This window comes from Halalkalibacter sp. APA_J-10(15), assembly GCF_023017105.1.
Classification (GTDB): domain Bacteria; phylum Bacillota; class Bacilli; order Bacillales; family Bacillaceae_D; genus Halalkalibacter.
In genome coordinates, this window is the sequence record NZ_JALKEV010000048.1 from 1 (window position 1) to 745 (window position 745).

A 745-nucleotide genomic window follows, 5' to 3' on the forward strand; every position below is an offset into this window, starting at 1 on the left:
TTCCATACGTGTTTTCCAACGTTCATACTTGTCTTTTCGGTTCATGACAACACCCTTTTCTATTTGATAGAAAGAGTATCTCATAGCTTGGGTATTAGTAGAATGTGTGCGTTATTTGACGCTTACGGAAAGAAAAAAAGCCCGAGGAAACGACGGGTAGGTCGTCTCTCGGGCTTGGAAAAAAGAGTTGGAATGGGTGGGTTAGGGGTATCCCAACTCAAATGTTTTTTACAGATGACAAAACATTAATACATGGCTCAGGAGATTTTTACAAAGACACATCTACCGGCTTTTGTACCTTTTAATCTCGTTGACCGACCTAATGAGGAAACATCTTGAACTTTTAGCCAAGGCTGGTAATCTGCCCCACTGCCAGTTCCTCTACCTTCTTTAATCCACTTATCGACTTTAGATGTTCTTTTTCGTTTCGCCACAAAAACACCCCTTTAGACAATCGTATCCAAAGGGGTGAAACTTCGCAACTTTTTTATAAACATCGTGACTTTGTTTTAAACATCGCATCTTTTTTGCAAACGTCGCGACTTTATTTTAAACTTACAATTTTGTGTAGAGATAATAAAGTTGTTTAATTTTAACCCATCTAAAAAATATAATACCTGGATCTATGTCAAGATTCCGGACACCAAAAGATTAAGTTTTTTCTGCACAACAACCATTCATGGAGTGTTCCACATCCCAATCAGATTGTCAAAGTGAAAAGAGCCTTTGACAACCTGATTGGGAC

General features: G+C 38.4%; 1 pseudogene. It reads right to left on the reverse strand.

The window, feature by feature from the left end:
• Window positions 1-281: 281 nt before the first annotated feature.
• Window positions 282-434 (reverse strand): annotated as a pseudogene (locus tag MW695_RS22195) (TnsA endonuclease N-terminal domain-containing protein); the annotation flags it as partial.
• Window positions 435-745: the final 311 nt, after the last annotated feature.